Annotated in this window: 16 protein-coding genes; 7 read left to right on the forward strand and 9 right to left on the reverse strand. The window is 54.9% G+C overall.

The annotated features are described in order from the left end of the window. Positions 1-276: 276 nt before the first annotated feature. From IM282_RS02560 to syd, 4 genes are all read right to left on the reverse strand, one after another. On the reverse strand, positions 277-726 hold the full coding sequence (locus tag IM282_RS02560; protein ID WP_022649212.1) for a flavodoxin: 450 nt from the start codon (positions 724-726) through the stop codon (positions 277-279). A 15-nt stretch (positions 727-741) separates the two neighbouring features. Further along, entirely contained in the window at positions 742-1,527 is a 786-nt protein-coding gene (gene truC / locus IM282_RS02565; protein WP_023298500.1) for a tRNA pseudouridine(65) synthase TruC, read from the reverse strand. Next, complete coding sequence (locus IM282_RS02570) at positions 1,524-1,853, reverse strand: YqcC family protein (protein WP_032626018.1); 330 nt, start codon at positions 1,851-1,853, stop codon at positions 1,524-1,526. The genes truC and IM282_RS02570 overlap by 4 nt, the downstream gene beginning before the upstream one ends. Positions 1,854-2,485: 632 nt before the next feature. Then, entirely contained in the window at positions 2,486-3,031 is a 546-nt protein-coding gene (gene syd / locus IM282_RS02575) for a SecY-interacting protein (protein ID WP_126502692.1), read from the reverse strand. Positions 3,032-3,100: 69 nt separating this feature from the next. On the opposite strand from syd, the gene queF reads away from it, so the two are divergent. The 5 genes from queF to xni all read left to right on the forward strand — a co-directional run bounded on the left by queF (position 3,101) and on the right by xni (position 9,516). After that, a complete protein-coding gene (gene queF, locus IM282_RS02580; RefSeq protein ID WP_023298501.1) occupies positions 3,101-3,943 on the forward strand; it encodes an NADPH-dependent 7-cyano-7-deazaguanine reductase QueF in 843 nt (280 codons plus the stop codon). A 116-nt stretch (positions 3,944-4,059) separates the two neighbouring features. Then, the gene (ppnN, locus tag IM282_RS02585; RefSeq protein ID WP_192970085.1) at positions 4,060-5,424 is read left to right on the forward strand and encodes a nucleotide 5'-monophosphate nucleosidase PpnN; all 1,365 of its coding nucleotides are present in this window, start codon (positions 4,060-4,062) and stop codon (positions 5,422-5,424) included. A gap of 504 nt (positions 5,425-5,928) precedes the next feature. Beyond that, positions 5,929-7,218 carry an HAAAP family serine/threonine permease gene (locus IM282_RS02590; protein ID WP_022649218.1) on the forward strand — a complete coding sequence of 430 codons (1,290 nt, stop codon included), beginning with the start codon at positions 5,929-5,931 and terminating at the stop codon, positions 7,216-7,218. A gap of 62 nt (positions 7,219-7,280) precedes the next feature. Beyond that, positions 7,281-8,648: an L-serine ammonia-lyase gene (locus IM282_RS02595; protein ID WP_022649219.1), complete on the forward strand. Its 1,368-nt coding sequence runs from the start codon at positions 7,281-7,283 to the stop codon at positions 8,646-8,648. Between the two features lie 112 nt (positions 8,649-8,760). Continuing rightward, a complete protein-coding gene (gene xni / locus IM282_RS02600) occupies positions 8,761-9,516 on the forward strand; it encodes a flap endonuclease Xni (protein WP_032626021.1) in 756 nt (251 codons plus the stop codon). Positions 9,517-9,573: 57 nt separating this feature from the next. Here xni and rlmM read toward each other — a convergent pair whose 3' ends face one another. The 4 genes from rlmM to IM282_RS02620 all read right to left on the reverse strand — a co-directional run bounded on the left by rlmM (position 9,574) and on the right by IM282_RS02620 (position 12,597). Then, positions 9,574-10,674, reverse strand: coding sequence for a 23S rRNA (cytidine(2498)-2'-O)-methyltransferase RlmM (rlmM, locus tag IM282_RS02605; RefSeq protein WP_022649221.1), 1,101 nt, complete (start codon positions 10,672-10,674; stop codon positions 9,574-9,576). Continuing rightward, on the reverse strand, positions 10,667-11,062 hold the full coding sequence (locus tag IM282_RS02610; protein WP_003862756.1) for a DUF423 domain-containing protein: 396 nt from the start codon (positions 11,060-11,062) through the stop codon (positions 10,667-10,669). The genes rlmM and IM282_RS02610 overlap by 8 nt, the downstream gene beginning before the upstream one ends. A 39-nt stretch (positions 11,063-11,101) precedes the next feature. Next, the gene (gene gcvA / locus IM282_RS02615) at positions 11,102-12,019 is read right to left on the reverse strand and encodes a glycine cleavage system transcriptional regulator GcvA (RefSeq protein WP_022649222.1); all 918 of its coding nucleotides are present in this window, start codon (positions 12,017-12,019) and stop codon (positions 11,102-11,104) included. A gap of 350 nt (positions 12,020-12,369) precedes the next feature. Beyond that, on the reverse strand, positions 12,370-12,597 hold the full coding sequence (locus IM282_RS02620) for a YgdI/YgdR family lipoprotein (protein WP_015571738.1): 228 nt from the start codon (positions 12,595-12,597) through the stop codon (positions 12,370-12,372). A gap of 192 nt (positions 12,598-12,789) precedes the next feature. Between IM282_RS02620 and csdA the strand changes: the two genes are divergently transcribed. Together csdA and csdE are read left to right on the forward strand one after the other, a co-directional pair. Then, the gene (gene csdA / locus IM282_RS02625) at positions 12,790-13,995 is read left to right on the forward strand and encodes a cysteine desulfurase CsdA (RefSeq protein ID WP_192970086.1); all 1,206 of its coding nucleotides are present in this window, start codon (positions 12,790-12,792) and stop codon (positions 13,993-13,995) included. Then, positions 13,995-14,441, forward strand: a complete 447-nt coding sequence (gene csdE, locus IM282_RS02630; protein WP_023298505.1) for a cysteine desulfurase sulfur acceptor subunit CsdE — start codon at positions 13,995-13,997, stop codon at positions 14,439-14,441. Before csdA ends, csdE begins: the two co-directional genes overlap by 1 nt. On the opposite strand, the gene tcdA is transcribed toward csdE, so the two are convergent. Then, positions 14,432-15,238 carry a tRNA cyclic N6-threonylcarbamoyladenosine(37) synthase TcdA gene (gene tcdA, locus IM282_RS02635; protein WP_006811804.1) on the reverse strand — a complete coding sequence of 269 codons (807 nt, stop codon included), beginning with the start codon at positions 15,236-15,238 and terminating at the stop codon, positions 14,432-14,434. The two genes, csdE and tcdA, sit on opposite strands and share 10 nt — an antisense overlap. Between the last annotated feature and the right edge of the window lie 13 nt (positions 15,239-15,251).

Here is a 15,251-nt window from a genome sequence, read left to right on the forward strand (position 1 = left end):
TTCATTCTGTACAGCACCTGTAGGGTAATCAGAATGAGAGATTTGTGTTTGGTTTTGGTACGGCCCGAAGCCGTTTTATAGTGACGGGAAAAGTATATGAAGGAGTGACCGGTTCTCTCACCGTGCAGAAACACAACATTGACGGGCGTGGGGAACGTGGATTGGGGCATAAGCCCAAAGTGGTGGAAGATACTTCACGGAATTGAGGATATGGTGCAGCTTCGTTGCCGGGTGGCGGCTACGCCCTACCCGGCCTACAGCTCGTATAGTACAGGGTTAGTTCAGGAGCGTGGCCCAATGTTCAACCCAGGGATTTGACTCGCTTTCCGGTTCGGGGTGCTCGCCAGCATCAATCAGTAACATCTCGCCGACCCGCTGAGCGTGCTGTTCCTGCAACAGCGCGTCGAACTGCTTACCGCCGCCGCAGAAATTGGCGTAAGAGCTATCGCCGAGGGCGATGATGCCATAGTGAACATCTGGCTGATAGCCAAGCTGGTCTTTAATGCCCTGGAAAAGCGGGACGATGCTGTCCGGGAGATCGCCCTGCCCGGTGGTGGAGGTCACCACCAGAATGTATTTATCTTTATACTTTTCCCAGTCTGCCAGCTCCGGGTCTTCATAGACCGTTGCTTTATGGCCCTGATTGACGAGGATTGCTTCTGCTTCCTCCGCAACCAGCAGCGAGTTGCCGTACATCGTGCCGACAAAAATACCTACTTCAGCCATGCTTTGCTCCCGTAATTATTGCGCTTGCTGTTCATCCTGAACGTTGCCTGCGGCAAACTCAACCCTTTCATTTTCGGGGAGTTGTCCCAGCCAGCCAAACTGTGACAGCGCCTGCATCCAGACCTCGTCCAGCCCCGCGCGAATAGTCAGCGGTTCGCCGGTAAACGGGTGCGTCAGGCTTAGTTCGCTGGCGTGCAGCATCAGTCGGTTACAGCCAAAGTGCTCTGCCGCGCTGCGGTTCTGCCGCAGATCGCCGTGCTTGCTGTCGCCGATAATTGGGTGGCGCAGATGTGCAAGGTGGCGGCGAAGCTGGTGCTTGCGCCCCGTTTTGGGCAAAAGCTCAACCAGACTGTATCGCGTAGTGGGAAATTTGCTGGTCGCCACCGGCAGTTCTGTGGTCGCCATACCGCGATAGTCGGTCACCGCAGGCTGCGGACCTTTATCTTCGCGGGCAAATTTATCGGCGATTTTATCCAGTTCCTCCACTAGCGGATAATCCAGCGTGGCGGAATCCGTCAGCCAGCCGCGCACAATGGCGTGGTAGCGCTTCTGGATCTGGTGCTGTTCAAACTGCTGCGACAGCAGGCGCCCGGCCTCACTGGAAAGCCCCATCAGCAGAACGCCAGAGGTTGGCCGATCCAGACGGTGGGCAGTAAAGACGTGCTGACCGATTTGGTCGCGCACGGTTTGCATAACAACCACTTTCTCATCGCGATCGAGCCAGCTTCGGTGTACCAGCCAGCCGGACGGTTTATTCACCGCCACCAGCCACTCATCCTGATACAGGATCTCAAGCGTCATGCATCGTCACCGGCGAAAAGCCCATCCAGCTTTTCCAGCTCAACCAGCATAACGTCGCGCGCCGGGTGGGTCGCCTCCAGCGCCATTTCGTAATAGGGAGAGACGGCAAACGCCTGGGGCAACGCGTGTCCCCCTTCCAGCAGCGCGTGCATGCGCGGAATTAATACCCACTGGAGCCATTCGAATGGAGACAGCGTATCCAGACAAAACGGCTGGGTGCTGGCGAACGCGTCTGGCTGCGGCGCACTTTCCTGCCACAGCTGATGCTGGCGCATAAGGGCTTCGATGGCGTGCAACTGCGCACGAACGCTATCGTGATGCGTCATAGTAACCTCAACTGAAAAACGGAATGGCGCGAAGCATAGCATTGCGGAAGACAGAAATAAAAAAAGGGAGCACTGTAAAAACAGTGCTCCCGGTTCGTTTCGCAGCATTCCAGCTACAATACGTGCTCCCTGCTCATCCGTGACAACTTTTCCTGATGCCCGAAGGCCTGGTCATCCCTTTACCTTTTGCTTCCTGCTCACATCATCCTGACGTGTAGGTTTCATCCTGAAACGTCCTGGCCATCCTGACCCACCGACCATCCTGACCGGCTCACGTTCTCCTTCCTGGAGGTGTCCCTTACGCATCCTGCGTGATCCACTTTGCTTCATCCTGAAGCCTTCCTGCGGCGTCGTCCTGACGTGTTCCTGGTGAGAAACGCCATCATCCTGATGTTCGTTTCTCGCGTCGGCATCCTGTCGACACAGATAGAATCCGCTATTCTGCCTCGTCTTACAACCCACCCTGTGAGCAAGGTAAGCCTGGCGAAACGGGGATAATCGTTTCAGGAAATCGCTAACCCGTTGAAAGGGAAGTTGATATTAATCTGAAATCCCTAAGACAATGCTAATTGTTTCGGCGATGTCTCACAGTGCGTGTAAGAGATCTCTCACACGTCCAGTAGCATCATGGATTACAGAAGCGGCTCAAGTCGGGTAAGAAAATCCGCAAGAGAAGGCGCGAGAACGTCGCGATTGCGGGTGCCGAGCGTCTCTTTAATGACCTCGCCAGACAGGTTGCAGACTGAAATGACGTCCAGTTCACTGTCGAGCGTCGCAATAAAGAGAGTCGGGGAGAGCTTAAGGCGTTTTTGCGTGACCAGGTGACCAATGAGGTTTTCCTGAACGCGTTGAAGATCGTCTTCGCTCCAGGTTTGCAGCAGCGTCAGCGGCTGTCCTGCAAAACATGCAGTCATATCCCCGGCAAACTGCGTGGTATAAATTGCATGAAGCGCAGGTTGTACCACAATGTCCATTGCGCGTTCAACCGCATTTACATTCTGCTCGCCCGTGAACGGTTTCGGTTGCCAGATAACGTAATCATCCTGCGAAGCGATAATGCACGGTGACGGCACGCCATATAAGTCAGTACTTTGCGGCCACGTCCCCCGCTTTTCATGCCAGGCATCGCAATAGCGGGTCGTGAAGGACGTCAGGGCATTTGCAGTTTCGATATCCACCGATTTCTCTCTTCTTGTAAGACAGGATAAACTCAGCCCCTAAGTGTACCTGTAAAGTGGCTATGAAACATGTCTTACGAAAATCATCAGGCGTTAACGGGCTTAACGCTGGGTAAATCGACCGATTACCGCGACACCTACGACGCAAGCCTGCTTCAGGGTGTGCCGCGCAGCCTGAACCGCGATCCGCTTGGCCTTCATGCCGACGCGCTGCCGTTCGTCGGCGGCGACATCTGGACGCTGTACGAACTCTCCTGGCTGAATGCGCGCGGTCTGCCGCAGGTGGCCGTGGGCCATGTCGAGCTGGATTACGCCAGCGTAAACCTGGTTGAATCCAAGAGCTTTAAGCTCTATCTCAACAGCTTTAACCAGACCAAATTTAACAGCTGGGACGAGGTACAACAGACGCTTGAACGTGATTTAAGCGCGTGCGCGCAGGGGAACGTAACCGTCTCGTTATACCGTCTGCATGAGCTGGAAGGTCAGCCCATCGCCCATTTCCACGGCACCTGCATCGACGATCAGGACATTGATGTGGAGAGCTACGAATTTAGCACCGACTATCTGGAAAACGCGGCGGGCGGAAAAGTGGTCGACGAAACGCTGGTCAGCCATCTGCTGAAATCCAACTGCCTTATCACCCATCAGCCGGACTGGGGCTCGGTACAGATCCAGTATCGCGGCCCGCAGATTGACCGTGAAAAGCTGCTTCGTTACCTGGTGTCATTCCGTCATCACAACGAATTCCACGAGCAGTGCGTGGAACGCATCTTCAATGACATCCAGCGTTTCTGCCAGCCCGAAAAGCTGAGCGTTTATGCCCGCTATACCCGTCGCGGCGGTCTGGACATTAACCCATGGCGCACCAATACCGATTTTGTGCCTGCCACCGGACGGCTGGTGCGCCAGTAAGATAAATATTTTCACAATATGCGGGCGGTATTCCGCCCGAAGTGTTGTGAAACGTCATAAGCCAGGGCTATTGTAATCAACAGGGAAAGACGATAATCGTCCCATAAGGAGCTCACTTGATTACACATATTAGCCCGCTTGGCTCTATGGATATGTTGTCGCAACTGGAAGTGGACATGCTTAAACGCACCGCCAGTAGCGACCTGTATCAACTGTTTCGTAACTGTTCACTTGCTGTACTGAACTCCGGAAGCCTGACCGACAACAGTAAAGAGCTGCTGTCCCGCTTCGAAAGTTTTGATATCAATGTGCTGCGCCGCGAGCGCGGGGTGAAGCTGGAAGTGATCAACCCGCCGGAAGAGGCGTTTGTCGATGGGCGTATTATTCGCTCACTTCAGGCCAACCTTTTTGCCGTGCTGCGCGACATCCTGTTTGTTAACGGACAGATCAGCAACGCCGGTCGTTTCCAGCATCTCGATCTGGAAAGCTCCGTTCATATCACCAACCTGGTTTTCTCCATTCTGCGTAACGCCCGCGCCCTGCACGTTGGCGAAGCGCCGAACATGGTCGTCTGCTGGGGTGGTCACTCCATTAACGAAACCGAATACCTGTACGCCCGCCGCGTGGGTAATCAGCTCGGCCTGCGCGAGCTGAACATCTGTACCGGCTGCGGTCCTGGCGCGATGGAAGCGCCGATGAAAGGCGCGGCAGTAGGACACGCGCAGCAACGCTATAAAGAAGGCCGTTTTATCGGCATGACCGAGCCGTCAATCATCGCCGCTGAGCCGCCTAACCCGCTGGTTAACGAACTGATTATTATGCCGGATATCGAAAAACGTCTTGAGGCGTTTGTCCGTATCGCGCACGGCATTATCATCTTCCCGGGCGGCGTAGGTACGGCGGAAGAGCTGCTTTATCTGCTCGGGATCCTGATGAACCCGGCCAACAAAAATCAGGTTCTGCCGCTGATCCTGACCGGCCCGAAAGAGAGCGCCGACTACTTCCGCGTGCTGGACGAGTTTATCGTGCATACGCTGGGCGTAGACGCGCGCCGTCACTACCGCATTATTATTGACGATGCCGCAGAAGTGGCCCGTCAGATGAAAAAAGCGATGCCGCTGGTGAAAGAGAACCGTCGTGATACCGGGGATGCCTACAGCTTTAACTGGTCCATCCGTATCGCACCGGATCTCCAGATCCCCTTCGAGCCGTCGCATGAGAACATGGCGAACCTCAAACTCTATCCGGATCAGCCGGTGGAAGTACTGGCAGCTGACCTGCGTCGCGCCTTCTCTGGCATCGTGGCGGGGAACGTGAAGGAGGTGGGGATCCGCGCGATTGAGGAGTTCGGGCCGTATAAAATCCACGGTGACCCGGAGATGATGCGCCGCATGGATGACATGCTGCAGGGCTTTGTGGCTCAGCACCGCATGAAACTTCCGGGTTCTGCCTATATTCCCTGTTACGAAATCATCAAATAAAGCGTCCTTACCCTCCTCTCAAGCCGGATTGTCATCCGGCTTTTTTATTAGTGATGTAATTCATAGCGATCTTCAATGTTATTAACAAATCTGGCGTCTGCGCAAACGATTACCTCGTTTTTGAAACCGTAAATAATCAGCCTTAATCGAAATTACCTGCCAGAAAATCCTAAAATCCTATTTCTTTACAGCGAAAGACACCTATCTCGCGGGTCAGCCTTTTCGAAAACATGTCGTTAATGGTAGCCTTCGCGCCCGTAAATCCTCTTTGATGTTTTTTTAACAGATAAATGGTCTAAATATGCCCACATCATAAGTGGATTATTGCATTTGGGATCGCGATCACTGATAGATTCATAACGAGAATGTATCTTTCCGCCCGCCAATAGTTACGGGCAAAAATTATTAAAAAACCGTCACTGAACGAATTTCATATTACCGTCAGGCACTTTTTCATCGGATTTGACTAAAAACCTGACAATTTGCTTCCTCCAGGAGATACAGATGGAAACCACTCAAACCAGCACCGTTGCTTCGATTGAATCCCGAAGCGGTTGGCGCAAAACGGATACCATGTGGATGCTTGGCCTGTACGGCACGGCAATCGGCGCTGGTGTACTGTTCCTTCCTATCAACGCAGGTGTCGGCGGTCTGATCCCGCTGATCATCATGGCCATCATCGCCTTTCCGATGACCTTCTTTGCACACCGCGGCCTGACCCGCTTCGTGCTGTCCGGTAAAAACCCGGGCGAAGACATTACTGAAGTCGTTGAAGAACACTTCGGCGTCGGCGCAGGTAAGCTGATTACCCTGCTCTACTTCTTCGCGATTTACCCGATTCTGCTGGTGTATAGCGTTGCTATCACCAACACCGTTGAAAGCTTCATGATGCACCAGCTGCAGATGACCCCGCCGCCGCGTGCGATCCTGTCCCTGATCCTGATCGTCGGTATGATGACCATCGTGCGCTTTGGCGAGCAGATGATTGTCAAAGCGATGAGCGTGCTGGTATTCCCGTTTGTTGCAGCCCTGATGGTGCTGGCGCTGTACCTGATCCCACAGTGGAACGGCGCTGCGCTGGAAACTCTGTCTCTGAGCAGCGCATCCGCAACCGGTAACGGCCTGCTACTGACCCTGTGGCTGGCGATCCCGGTAATGGTGTTCTCCTTCAACCACTCGCCAATCATCTCCTCCTTCGCGGTGGCGAAGCGTGAAGAGTACGGCAATGGCGCAGAGAAGAAGTGCTCCAGCATCCTGGCTCGCGCACACATCATGATGGTACTGACAGTTATGTTCTTCGTGTTCAGCTGCGTGCTGAGCCTCTCCCCGGCGGATCTGGCGGCGGCGAAAGAGCAGAACATCTCTATTCTGTCCTACCTGGCAAACCACTTTAACGCACCGCTGATTGCGTGGATGGCACCGATCATCGCGATTATCGCCATCACCAAATCCTTCCTGGGCCACTACCTGGGCGCACGTGAAGGCTTCAACGGTATGGTGATTAAATCTCTGCGCGGTAAAGGCAAGAGCATTGAAATCAACCGTCTGAACAAAATCACCGCGCTGTTCATGCTGGTGACCACCTGGGCGGTAGCCACCCTGAACCCAAGCATTCTGGGCATGATTGAAACCCTGGGCGGCCCGATTATCGCGATGATTCTGTTCCTGATGCCGATGTACGCGATTCAGAAAGTGCCAGCGATGCGTAAATACAGCGGCCATATCAGCAACGTGTTCGTTGTTGTGATGGGTCTGATTGCCATCTCCGCTATTTTCTACTCGCTGTTCAGCTAATACCTCCTGCGCCGTCTTCGGATGGCGCACTCCTCCCCTCTGACTGAAGCAATGGACGCATCATGATTAGCGTATTCGATATCTTCAAAATCGGTATTGGTCCTTCCAGCTCTCACACCGTCGGACCAATGAAAGCCGGTAAACAATTCACGGATGACTTGATTGCACGCGGCATTTTGCACGACATCACCCGCGTGGTTGTCGATGTATACGGTTCCCTTTCCCTGACCGGTAAAGGCCACCATACCGATATTGCCATTATCATGGGGCTGGCGGGTAACCTGCCGGATACCGTTGATATTGACTCCATTCCTGGCTTTATCCAGGACGTGAACACCCATGGTCGTTTGCTGCTGGCCAACGGCGAGCACGAAGTTGAATTTCCGGTTGACCACTGCATGAATTTCCATGCGGATAACCTGTCGCTGCACGAAAACGGCATGCGCATTACCGCGCTGGTCGGCGATAAAGCGGTTTACAGCCAGACGTATTACTCCATCGGCGGCGGGTTTATCGTCGACGAAGACCATTTTGGTCAAACCAACGGCTCCGCCGTTGAGGTGCCGTACCCGTACAAAAACGCGGCCGATTTACAGCGTCACTGCCAGGAGACAGGCCTTTCTCTCTCCGGCCTGATGATGAAAAACGAGCTGGCCCTGCACAGCAAAGAGGAGCTGGAACAGCACTTCGCAAACGTCTGGGAAGTGATGCGCAGCGGCATTGAGCGCGGGATCACCACCGAAGGCGTGCTGCCGGGGAAACTGCGTGTTCCACGTCGTGCGGCTGCGCTGCGCCGCATGCTGGTCAGCACCGACAAAACCACCACCGACCCGATGGCCGTTGTCGACTGGATCAACATGTTCGCGCTGGCGGTGAACGAAGAGAACGCCGCGGGTGGCCGCGTCGTCACCGCGCCAACCAACGGGGCGTGCGGCATTGTTCCGGCGGTCCTGGCGTATTACGACAAGTTTATCCGTGAAGTAAATGCAAACTCACTCGCGCGGTATATGCTGGTCGCCAGTGCGATTGGCTCACTGTACAAGATGAACGCCTCGATTTCCGGCGCGGAAGTGGGCTGTCAGGGTGAAGTGGGCGTAGCCTGCTCTATGGCGGCGGCGGGTCTGGCCGAATTGCTGGGCGCAAGTCCTGCGCAGGTTTGTATTGCGGCGGAAATCGGCATGGAACATAACCTGGGGCTGACCTGCGATCCGGTCGGCGGTCAGGTCCAGGTGCCATGCATCGAGCGTAACGCCATCGCCTCTGTGAAAGCGGTGAACGCGGCCCGTATGGCGCTGCGCCGCACCAGTGAACCGCGCGTGTGTCTCGACAAGGTTATCGAAACCATGTACGAAACCGGTAAAGATATGAACGCCAAATACCGCGAAACCTCCCGCGGTGGCCTGGCGATGAAGATCGTTACCTGCGATTAAGCCTCTCAGGAAGCCTCGTTTTGCGAGGCTTCTTCCTGTTTTCCCCACCATTCATAGTTTCATGCTGCGCTCAGTGTTACCCTTTCCCCATTAGACAGAAGGGAGATTATCTGTGGCCGTTCATTTGCTTATCGTCGATGCACTTAACCTGATTCGCCGTATTCACGCGGTACAGGGCACCCCCTGCAAGGACACCTGTTTACACGCGCTGGAGCAGCTCATTCGCCATAGCGAACCCACCCACGCTGTTGCCGTATTCGACGATGAAGCACGCAATACCGGCTGGCGGCACCAGCGCCTGCCGGACTACAAAGCCGGGCGTGCGCCGATGCCGGACGATCTGCACGCCGAAATGCCCGTTATACGCGCGGCCTTTGAACAGCGCGGCGTTCCGTGCTGGGGCGCACACGGTAATGAGGCTGACGATTTAGCCGCAACGCTGGCGGTTAAAGTCGCGAGCGCCGGGCATCAGGCGACTATCGTTTCAACCGACAAAGGCTACTGCCAGCTGCTCTCTCCAACGGTCCGCATCCGCGACTACTTCCAGAAACGCTGGCTGGACGCGCCATTTATTGCCAGCGAGTTTGGCGTATCGCCTGAGCAATTGCCGGATTACTGGGGGCTGGCGGGGATCAGCAGCTCCAGAGTGCCGGGTGTCGCCGGTATTGGACCCAAAAGTGCCGCACAGCTGCTGACGGAGTTTCAGAATCTGGAAGGGATTTACGCAAGGCTTGAGGAAGTGCCGGAAAAATGGCGCAAGAAGCTGGAGGCGAATAAAGAGATGGCGTTTATCTGCCGGGAAATCGCAACGCTACAGACGGATTTACAGCTGGACGGGAATTTACAGCAGTTAAGGTTAGAACGTTAAAACAACTACACGATTTTGTAGGCCCGGTAAGCACAGCGCCACCGGGCGTTACAAACGTTATCGCTCGTCGCGACGCCCACCCACGGCCGCCCACCAGCGACGGATATGCACCGTCACTTCTTCACGGTCGTGATACAGCTGACGCGCCTGGATTTCCGCGTTAATCCCGTGTTCGTCCAGTTGCTGCTGAATATAAGCCAGGTTCTGCGACACCTCTTCGTAACGCTTTTTCATCGGCAGCTTGAGGTTGAAAATCGTCTCACGACACCAGCCGTTCACCAGCCAGGAGGCCATCAGCGCCGCGACTTTCGCCGGTTTTTCTACCATGTCGCACACCATCCAGGAGATGTTGTTACGGGTAGGACGGTAGCGGAAACCATCTTCACGCAGCCAGGTGACCTGCCCGGTGTCCATCAGGCTTTGCGCCATCGGGCCGTTATCCACAGACGAAACCCACATGTTGCGTTTCACCAGCTGATAGGTCCAGCCGCCCGGGCACGCGCCAAGATCGACGGCATACATGCCGTTTGCCAGACGTTCGTCCCACTCGTCCGCCGGGATAAAGACGTGGAACGCCTCTTCCAGCTTCAGGGTTGAACGGCTCGGCGCGTCTGACGGGAAGCGCAGACGCGGGATCCCCATAAAGAACGGCGAGTTATTGGTGGTATACGAGTAGCCGGTGTAGCAACATCCTGGCGCAATAAAGAAGATATGCACGACTGGACGCTTTGGCGTTTCGTAGTTTGTCAGCACTCCCGCATCACGCAGTGCCGCGCGGAGCGGCACGGTAAACTTACGGCAGAACTTCATCAGCTCTTTGCTTTCATTGGTGTCAGCCACTTCCACGCGCAAATCGCCGCCCTTCTCCACCACGCCCTGCAACAGGCCAACAATCGGCGTGATGCGATCTTCCGGCGGAAGATCTTTCAGTAATTCGCCCGCGACAAACATCTGACGGGCGAAAATCAGCGAGCTGAACGGCAGTTCGCGCGCCAGCTTGTCGGCATCATCAGGCTGATAGCATTCAAATACCACATAGCCCGCGTTCTCTTTGACGCGAGCGAATCCGAAGACTTCACGCTTCGCCGCTTTATCGGTGATTTCCGCGGCGCACTCTTTCTCAAACCCCGGGCGACAATATAAAACAACCTTATTCATGAACAACGCCCTTGCGTTTCAGACGGATAGCTCCGATAAACATTAAAACCCAACCCGCCAGGAAGCTGACGCCGCCGACAGGTGTAACAAACGCCCACAGGCGTAAATGCGACAGCGCCAGACAGTAGAGACTGCCGCTGAACAGTACGGTACCCAGCGCCAGAAAGACGCTGCTCCAGTAAAACCAGATGCTGATACGGCGCTGCATCGCCACCGCCAGCCCAAAAATTGCCAGCGTGTGGAACGCCTGATATTCAAGGCCGGTCTGGATCCAGCCCATCTCCACAACGCCCAAAGACTTGCTTAAGACATGCGCGCCAAACGCGCCCAGAGCTACAAAAATAAAGCCACTCACCGCGGCGAAAATCAGCATGAATCGGCTGGTCATGTTTAAGTCCTGAATTAATGCGTGCCCGGCACACAAACGTTATTGTTCATACCTGAAGCGGAATTTTTCTTGCTCGCTTGCCGCTTTCGCCAGTATCCACTGCCGGAAAGCGGCTATTTTACCCAGTTCTGCCTGACTGTCATGACAAACCAGATAAAATGCATTCTTGCTGACCAGTACATCGTTAAATGGGCAAACCAGACGGCCTGCCTCAATTTCGGACTGCGCCATGACGTTATTCGCTAATGCCACGCCCTGCCCGTGAATGGCAGCCTGTAGCACCATCGCGCTGTGGCTAAAAATGGGCCCCTGCTGCACGTTTATATGATTAAGACCTAACTGACGGGTATAAGTTTGCCAGTCGCGACGCGACGCATCGTGCAAAAGCGTGTGTTGCGCCAGATCGGCGGGCGTTTTGAGCGCTTTCTCCCCCGTCAGCAGCAGTGGTGAACAGACCGGCAGCAGATATTCTGCGTATAATTTTTCAACACGCAAGCCCGGCCAGTTACCGCGACCGTAAAAAATCGCCACATCCACATCGTCTGCAAGCTTGTCTTCCTGACGGTCCACTGCCTGGATTCGGACATCGATTCCCGGATAAGTTGAGTTAAAGCTTGAGAGTCGCGGCACCAGCCACTGAATGGCAAAACTGGGCAATAAACTCACAGTCAGGGCGCCTTTTGCGCTCCGTGCCTGAAGCTTACGGGTGGCTTCCGTCAGCTGGGAGAAAATCTCTTTAATATCCTGAAAATAGCTCTGCCCTTCTTCGGTCAACAGCAACGAACGGTTGCGGCGACGGAACAGCTTAAGCCCCAGAAAATCCTCCAGAGACTTGATTTGATGACTTACTGCGGCCTGTGTCACAAAAAGCTCATCGGCTGCGCGGGTGAAGCTGAGGTGGCGTGCTGCTGCATCAAAAACACGTAATGCATTTAGGGGTGGCAATCGCTTGGACATGGTTATCTGGCTTAGATGTTAACGAAATTTAACATATAGGAAACAACGTTTAACCTATTAGTTTTTTTTATCTGAGCCATTATAATTTGTCCGTTGAGGAACTACCAGCAAATACCTATAGTGGCGGCACTTCCTGAGCCGGAACGAAAAGCTTTTTTTGGAATGCGTGTTCTGAAGGGCTTTTGGCTTACGGTTGTGATGTTGTGTTGTTGTGTTTGCAATTGGTCTGCGATTCAGACCACGGTAGCAACGCTACCAATTTTTCACTTCCTGTACATTTACCCTGTCTGTCCATAGTGATTAATGTAGCACCGCCAACTTGCGGTGCTTTTTTTTCGCTTATCTAACTGTTAATGCTCGATTTCCTTCATCTCTTTCACGTCACTGCGATTGATCTGCTGTTTGTTCCCGTTAGCATCTTTGTATGAAATCATCCCGGTATCATTATCGGTTGTCGGTTTCCCTTCAGAGACGATAGATCGACCATCGTTGGTATGCATTACGTAGTTATTACCAGAACATGCGCTCAGGGCAAAGGTCAACGCACAGGCAGAAATGATTGCAGCTGTCTTTTTCATGATTATTCTCCTTTAGCAATTAATGCTATTCAAACCTCGATTTATAACAGGCTAAAACATCCGCCTAACACTATTTAGCATAACCTGCTTTTTCAGACTCGCCAGGATAAGCAGACAAATCTGATAGATATCAACTTCCTTGCCCTGCCGATGAATTTGCGCGACGATCGTAGTATCGATATGAGGAATTCCATGAACGCTTTCAGTCCTGCGCAGTTTCGCGCACAGTTTCCTGCGCTGGCCGATGCCGGCATTTATCTTGATAGCGCCGCCACGGCCCTTAAGCCGCAAGCGGTGATTGAGGCAACCCGCCAGTTTTACAGCCTGAGCGCCGGGAACGTGCATCGCAGCCAGTATGCCGACGCGCAGCGCTTAACGGCGCAATACGAAGCCGCACGGGATCAGGTCGCGCGCCTGATCAATGCTGACAGCGCTAAGAACATCGTCTGGACTCGGGGCACTACCGAGGCCATTAACATGGTGGCGCAATGTTACGCGCGTCCGCTGTTGCAGCCCGGGGATGAGATCATCGTCAGCGAGGCGGAACACCACGCCAACCTGGTGCCCTGGCTGATGGTGGCCGAACAAACCGGGGCACGGGTTGTAAAACTCCCGTTGGGTACAGACTTCCTGCCTGACGTGGCGCGTCTGCCTGAGCTGATTACGCCGCGCAGCCGTATTCTGGCGCTGGGGCAGATGTCCAACGTCACCGGCGGCTGTCCGGATCTGGCGCGCGCCATTGAGATTGCCCATGCCAGCGGCGTGGTGGTAATGGTCGACGGTGCGCAGGGTGTGGTGCATTTTCCGGCTAACGTTCAGGCGCTGGATATCGACTTCTATGCCTTCTCAGGGCATAAATTGTACGGGCCAACCGGTATCGGCGCGCTGTACGGCAAACCTGAACTGCTGGCCCGGATGACGCCGTGGCTCGGCGGCGGCAAGATGATTACCGAAGTCACCTTCGACAGTTTCAAAACGCAGGATGTGCCTTACCGCCTGGAAGCCGGTACGCCGAACGTGGCAGGGGTTATCGGTCTGAGCGCAGCGCTCGAATTTCTCGCAGATACGGACGTGGCTCAGGCTGAAAGCTGGAGCCGGGGCCTGGCGACGCTGGCAGAAGAAGAGCTTAAGAAACGCCCCGGGTTTCGCTCGTTCCGCGTCCAGGACTCCAGCCTGCTCGCCTTTGATTTTGCGGGCGTACACCATAGCGACATGGTGACGCTGCTTGCCGGATACGGCATTGCCCTGCGCGCAGGACAGCACTGCGCACAGCCGCTGCTGGCGGCCATGGGGGTGAGCGGTACCCTGCGCGCCTCGTTTGCACCGTACAACACAAAAAGTGACGTCGACGCGCTGGTTTCCGCCGTCGACCGCGCCCTGGAATTACTGGTGGATTAATGACAAGTTCAGCCTTAGCCGGGCATCCGTTCGGCACCGTTATCACTGAAGAGACGTTAAAACAGACCTTCGTCCCGCTCACGCAGTGGGAAGATAAATATCGTCAGCTGATCCTGCTGGGCAAACAGTTGCCCACGCTGTCAGACGAACTGAAATCACAGGCGAAGGAGATAGCTGGCTGCGAGAACCGCGTCTGGCTTGGGTTTAGCATATCCGGTGAGAAACTGCATTTCTTCGGCGACAGCGAGGGACGCATTGTTCGCGGTCTGCTGGCGGTGCTGTTGACCGCAATCGAAGGGAAAAGCGCCGCAGAGCTGCTGGTGCATTCTCCGCTGGCGCTGTTTGATGAGCTGGGACTTCGCACGCAGCTTAGCGCCTCGCGCGGTCAGGGACTGATTGCGCTAAACGACGCGGTGCTGGATGCCGCCCGTCAGGCTCAGGCCTGACGTTCCGCCTTCGCCATCATCTTCTTCAGGGCGTGAGAGACCGCCACAAAGCCGAAGGAGGCGGTCACCATGGTGGCCGCTCCAAACCCTGAGGCACAATCCATCCGCTTTGGCCCTTCCGCTGTGCTTTTCATTGCACAGACCGAACCATCCGCCTGCGGATAAACCAGCGCTTCTGTCGAGAACACACAGTCCACGCCCAGCTTGCCTTTACTGTTCTTCACCACGTTGAAGTCGCTTTTTAAGCGCTCGCGCAGCTTAGCAGCCAGTGGATCCTGAATGGTTTTCGCCAGATCTGCCACCTGGATCTGCGTCGGATCAATTTGTCCACCCGCGCCGCCCGTTGTCACCAGCGGCACCTTGTAACGACGACAGTAAGCGATCAGCGCCGCTTTTGGCCGCACGCTGTCGATGGCGTCAATCACATAGCTGTAGCCTTTGCTCATGTACTCCGCGACGTTATCTGCCGTCACAAAGTCGTCAATCACCGTTACGCGGCACTCCGGGTTGATGAGACGAATACGCTCCGCCATCACCTCGGACTTCGCCAGACCGACGTTATCACGCAGGGCGTGGATCTGACGGTTAGTGTTAGTGACGCAGACGTCATCCATATCAATCAACGTAATTGCGCCAATGCCGGTTCTCGCCAGCGCTTCTGCCGCCCACGAACCCACGCCACCAATGCCCACCACGCAGACATGCGCATCCGCGAACAGTTGCAGGGCTTTTTCACCGTATAACCGTGCCGTGCCGCCGAAACGCTGGCGCCAGGCATCGCTGATTACCACAGACATAAAACCTCAGATG

Origin of the sequence: Enterobacter cloacae complex sp. P29RS, from assembly GCF_014893445.1 — a bacterium.
Lineage (GTDB): Bacteria > Pseudomonadota > Gammaproteobacteria > Enterobacterales > Enterobacteriaceae > Enterobacter > Enterobacter intestinihominis.

Bases quoted from the DNA above. Each gene is read 5' to 3' on its own strand.
- csdE (WP_023298505.1), top strand. From the start codon at position 13,995: ATGACAAGTTCAGCCTTAGCCGGGCATCCGTTCGGCACCGTTATCACT.
- csdA (WP_192970086.1), top strand. From the start codon at position 12,790: ATGAACGCTTTCAGTCCTGCGCAGTTTCGCGCACAGTTTCCTGCGCTG.
- rlmM (WP_022649221.1), bottom strand. From the start codon at position 10,674: ATGAATAAGGTTGTTTTATATTGTCGCCCGGGGTTTGAGAAAGAGTGC.
- IM282_RS02590 (WP_022649218.1), top strand. From the start codon at position 5,929: ATGGAAACCACTCAAACCAGCACCGTTGCTTCGATTGAATCCCGAAGC.
- IM282_RS02610 (WP_003862756.1), bottom strand. From the start codon at position 11,062: ATGACCAGCCGATTCATGCTGATTTTCGCCGCGGTGAGTGGCTTTATT.
- queF (WP_023298501.1), top strand. From the start codon at position 3,101: ATGTCTTACGAAAATCATCAGGCGTTAACGGGCTTAACGCTGGGTAAA.
- IM282_RS02595 (WP_022649219.1), top strand. From the start codon at position 7,281: ATGATTAGCGTATTCGATATCTTCAAAATCGGTATTGGTCCTTCCAGC.
- gcvA (WP_022649222.1), bottom strand. From the start codon at position 12,019: ATGTCCAAGCGATTGCCACCCCTAAATGCATTACGTGTTTTTGATGCA.
- IM282_RS02560 (WP_022649212.1), bottom strand. From the start codon at position 726: ATGGCTGAAGTAGGTATTTTTGTCGGCACGATGTACGGCAACTCGCTG.
- tcdA (WP_006811804.1), bottom strand. From the start codon at position 15,238: ATGTCTGTGGTAATCAGCGATGCCTGGCGCCAGCGTTTCGGCGGCACG.
- IM282_RS02570 (WP_032626018.1), bottom strand. From the start codon at position 1,853: ATGACGCATCACGATAGCGTTCGTGCGCAGTTGCACGCCATCGAAGCC.
- truC (WP_023298500.1), bottom strand. From the start codon at position 1,527: ATGACGCTTGAGATCCTGTATCAGGATGAGTGGCTGGTGGCGGTGAAT.
- IM282_RS02620 (WP_015571738.1), bottom strand. From the start codon at position 12,597: ATGAAAAAGACAGCTGCAATCATTTCTGCCTGTGCGTTGACCTTTGCC.